Genomic DNA, 3,713 nt, shown 5'->3' on the forward strand with positions numbered 1-3,713 from the left:
GACGGTGGTGCCGAGCCGGCCCAGCACCTCACGGTGGTGGAAGCCCAGGTCCAGCAGCTCGGTCAGCTCCTCGGCCTGGGCGCGCAGGCCGGGCAGCTCGTCGACGTCCGGGGCGTCCTCCGGGCCGAGCAGGCCCTCGGCCCGTTCCGTCCCGGCCGGCGCGGCCGAGGGGGCGGAGACGGGCGCGCCCGGGGACACCGGGCCGGAGCCCCGGGTGGCCGGACCGTGCTCCCAGCCCACCACCGTGTCCATGGTGACGAGCGCGCCGGCCGCCGGCTCGACGGACACGACGTTGAGCAGCGTGCTGGTCCAGGCGTACCCGACGGAGCTGGCGAGACTGCGCCGCGCGGCCTCGATCAGGCCGCGCACGGCGGCGTCCGGGAGCACGTCCTGCGGCAGCAGCGAGACGTCGTCGCCGGGCGTGACGACCTTGCCGAGCAGCGCGAGCCGCAGCATCTCCGGCGGGACCGCGGCGACCACCGCGGCCGGGCCGGCCAGCGTGAGCCGGCGCGCCGGGGTGGCCGGCAGCGGGCTCACCGTCACCTGGCCGCCGGCCCGCAGCCCCAGGTTGCCGAGCAGCAGGTCGTCGGCGTGCAGCAGGACGCCGCTGGTGCCCGGGTCGGCGGCGGCCGCGATGCCGGCGGTCGTCCGGCGGCCGGTCAGCCGCACCGGATCGCCGGGGCGCAGCGCCAGCGCGGTGAGCACCTCGGGGTGCAGGCGTACCACGCCGCGGCGGGCGTCGAGCGCGGCCGGCCGCAGCGTCGCGGTCAGGGTCAGATCGGGTTCCGCCACCCGCCGACAGTAGCCGCCGTGACCACGAGGTGCCGCCTCAGCGCGGGTCCGGGCCGTCCAGCAGCGAGGGATCCCGCCGGATCATCTCCGCCAGCCGGGCCGCCGGGTCCGACTCGACCGAGTCCTGCCCGGGGGCGGGCACCGTCTTCACCGACATGGGCCACGCCGGCGGGGGCGTCGGCGCCGAGGCCGGGCCCACCGTGACCGCAAGGCCCGACCAGGAGACCCGCAGCGGGTACGCCTGGTCGCCCACCTCCACCCGCAGCGTGACGGCGACCCCGGGGTGGTCGGCCACGACCCGCCGGACCGCGTCGGCGACCTCCTCGACCGGGTCACGCCGCGCCGGCGCCGCGCCGCCCCGCAGCCGGTACGCGCCGTGGCCCGCCCGCCCGTTGCCCGGCTCCGCCGGCAGTTCCTCCGGGACCACGTCCTGGTCGGTCCCGCCGGCCGGTTCGCCGGGCGCCCGGCGGCGCATCGCCTCCTCGCGCCGCGCCATCCGGGCCAGTGTCTCGTCCAGATCACCTCTCATGGCGTCCACCCCTTCGCCAGACAACGGATCGAAACGACTGTCGGTGTTCAGCCCGCCCGTGGCTGCGGGGCGGGCCCGTCGCCGCGCCGCCCCGAACGGGTCGCCCGGTCCAGCGCCCGGTCCAGGACGACCAGCAGGGCGTCCCGGACGGAGAGCCGGTCCCGGGCGTCGAACTGCACGAGCGGCACGTGCTCCGCGATCGCCAGCGCCCAGCGGATCGACGGCAGGTCGAGGGCCAGCCGCCCGTCGAAGGCGTTGACGCCGACGGCGAACGGCAGCCCGGAACGTTCGAAGAAGTCGATGGCCGGATAGCAGTCGTCGAGGCGGGCGCTGTCCACCACCACGAGCGCGCCGAGCGCCCCCCGGGCCAGGTCGTCCCACATGAAACCGAACCGCGCCTGACCGGGCGTACCGAAGAGGTAGAGCTTGAGGCTGCGGTCGATGGTGACGCAGCCGAAGTCCATGGCGACGGTCGTGGTGGTCTTCCCGGCGACGCCGCCCGGGTCGTCGATGCCGATCCCGACGGTGGTCATCTCGGCCTCGGTGGTCAGCGGCGCGATCTCCGAGATCGCCCCGACCGTGGTGGTCTTGCCGACCCCGAACCCGCCGGCGATCAGGATCTTGACCGGGATCGGCGGGCGGGGCGCCGGGACCCGGCTCACGATCGGGGCCGGTTCCTGGGGCGGCACCCCGGGCGGCAGGTACGGCAGCGGCGGGGTGGGCGGTGGCGGTGTGGCGCGGCCGATCAGCGGGGCCGGTCCGCCGTAGCGGCTCGGGGCGCTGTTCGCGGACGGCCCGCCCAGGGCCGCCGCCGGCCATTCAGGAGATCGCACGAAGTCCATCAATCACTCGCAGGATGATGTCGGGATCGAGGGCGTCGTCGCCGTCCGCGACGTGCACGTCGAGATGGCCGGCGGCGCGGAGGTCGCCGACGAGTACCCGGGTCACACCGAAGTGCATCCGGGTCCGGGCGGAGATCTCCGCCACCGAGACGGGCTCGGCGCAGATCGCGACGATCGCCGCCAGTTCCGGGGACAGCCGGGCCGTCACCGCCCACGAGGTGCTGCCCGGACGAGCGGTGACCTGGGTCTCCAGACCGATCGCCGGGTCGCCGTCCACTCGTCCGGCGGTCAGCACGAACGGGCGCGGGCCGGTCGGCTCCCCGTCGCCCGCGTCCGGCTCCGGAACCGGAACGGACGCGTGCAGGAAGGGGCGGACCCGGATGCCGGGTTCCGGCTCCGGGTCCGCGCCGGCGGCCCCCGGGATCATTGCTGAACGGCGTTCTTCAGCTCGGCGATCAGGCGGGGACTCAGGGCGCCGCCGGCCCGGCCGGCGAAGAGCGTCATCTCGTACGCCACGGTGCCCAGGTTGGCCGTCCGGTCGGCGACGACGCCGAGGACCGAACCACTGCTGATCGCGCTGATCAGCAGGTAACCCTCGGCCATGTCGACGATCACCCGGTTGAGCGCGCCCAGCGCGTACCAGCTCGCGGCGCCTCCGGCGAGGCTGGTCATGCCGGAGACCACGGCGGCGAGCCGTTCCGCGTTGGACCGGTCCTTGATGGCGGACATGGCCATCAGCAGCCCGTCCGAGGAGACCGCGATCGCCTCCATCACCCCGGCGGTGCTGGAGGTGAACGAGTCGAGCAGCCAGTTGAAGGTGCGAGCCTCGGGGCTGAGGTCGCCGGCGGCGCTCTGTTCGATGTTGTCGTGCAAGAAGGGGCTGGTCACCGTGATGGGTCCTCTTCGTAATGACGGTCTGGGCTGACTTCGCGCAGAGCGCGGGCGACGCCCGCCTCGAATTCGTTGACGAGATTGCGGACCTCGACGGGGTCGCCGGGGTCGGAGCTGGCCGGGGGCGTGGACTGGACCGGGGTGTCGGCCAGATTCGCGCCCGGCACCCGCCGGCTCAGCCGGGGACGCTCCGTTGCGGGCGGGACGAGGGTGGTGTGGCCCTCGGCCCGGCGTACGCCGTCCTGGAACGCCTCGACCAGGGCCCGGACGGAGGCCGGATCGGCCGGTACGCCGATCAGCGGCCCGCCGGTCGCCGGGGCGGCCGGGGTGGTGGGCGCGGGGGCCGGGAGGTTCGCGCCGGGCACCCGCTGCCGGATCGGCGACCGCGTGCCGGGCCGTCCGGTGGGCGGGCCGACCGGTTCCGGCCCGGCCGGGGCCGACGGGCGACCACCGGCGGGGGGCGCCGTGCGGGCCGGACCGACCGGCGGGGCCGACGCCGGTCCGGCGGTCGGTACGGGCGCGGACCCGACGGTCGGCGTGCGCGCCGGCCGGACAGCCGGTGGCGACGACGGCCCGACGGCCAGGCCGGCCCCGGCGGCCGGTGCGAGGGCCGGGCCGGCGGGCGGCGTCAGGGCCGGACCCGCCGGTGGGGTCAGGGC

The 3,713-nt window shown here is 76.3% G+C and carries 4 protein-coding genes and 2 pseudogenes; all 6 read right to left on the reverse strand.

What is annotated here, in order from left to right:
• A pseudogene (locus KBX39_RS26060) lies at positions 1-792 on the reverse strand (ATPase); the annotation flags it as partial.
• 37 nt (positions 793-829) lie between these two features.
• The gene (locus KBX39_RS26065; protein ID WP_210872983.1) at positions 830-1,321 is read right to left on the reverse strand and encodes a hypothetical protein; all 492 of its coding nucleotides are present in this window, start codon (positions 1,319-1,321) and stop codon (positions 830-832) included.
• A 47-nt stretch (positions 1,322-1,368) separates the two neighbouring features.
• The gene (locus KBX39_RS26070; protein ID WP_176722823.1) at positions 1,369-2,163 is read right to left on the reverse strand and encodes an ATP/GTP-binding protein; all 795 of its coding nucleotides are present in this window, start codon (positions 2,161-2,163) and stop codon (positions 1,369-1,371) included.
• The gene (locus tag KBX39_RS26075) at positions 2,141-2,590 is read right to left on the reverse strand and encodes a DUF742 domain-containing protein (protein ID WP_043327976.1); all 450 of its coding nucleotides are present in this window, start codon (positions 2,588-2,590) and stop codon (positions 2,141-2,143) included. The genes KBX39_RS26070 and KBX39_RS26075 overlap by 23 nt, the downstream gene beginning before the upstream one ends.
• The gene (locus KBX39_RS26080; RefSeq protein WP_043327977.1) at positions 2,587-3,051 is read right to left on the reverse strand and encodes a roadblock/LC7 domain-containing protein; all 465 of its coding nucleotides are present in this window, start codon (positions 3,049-3,051) and stop codon (positions 2,587-2,589) included. Before KBX39_RS26080 ends, KBX39_RS26075 begins: the two co-directional genes overlap by 4 nt.
• A pseudogene (locus KBX39_RS26085) lies at positions 3,048-3,713 on the reverse strand (histidine kinase); the annotation flags it as partial. The gene KBX39_RS26080 and the pseudogene KBX39_RS26085, both read right to left, overlap by 4 nt.

Origin of the sequence: Micromonospora sp. D75 (assembly GCF_018070405.1) — a bacterium.
In the GTDB taxonomy this organism is placed as follows: Bacteria; Actinomycetota; Actinomycetes; order Mycobacteriales; family Micromonosporaceae; genus Micromonospora; species Micromonospora chalcea.

Coding starts and splice junctions, on each gene's coding strand:
- KBX39_RS26065 (WP_210872983.1), bottom strand. CDS start 1,321: ATGAGAGGTGATCTGGACGAGACACTGGCCCGGATGGCGCGGCGCGAG.
- KBX39_RS26075 (WP_043327976.1), bottom strand. CDS start 2,590: ATGATCCCGGGGGCCGCCGGCGCGGACCCGGAGCCGGAACCCGGCATC.
- KBX39_RS26070 (WP_176722823.1), bottom strand. CDS start 2,163: ATGGACTTCGTGCGATCTCCTGAATGGCCGGCGGCGGCCCTGGGCGGG.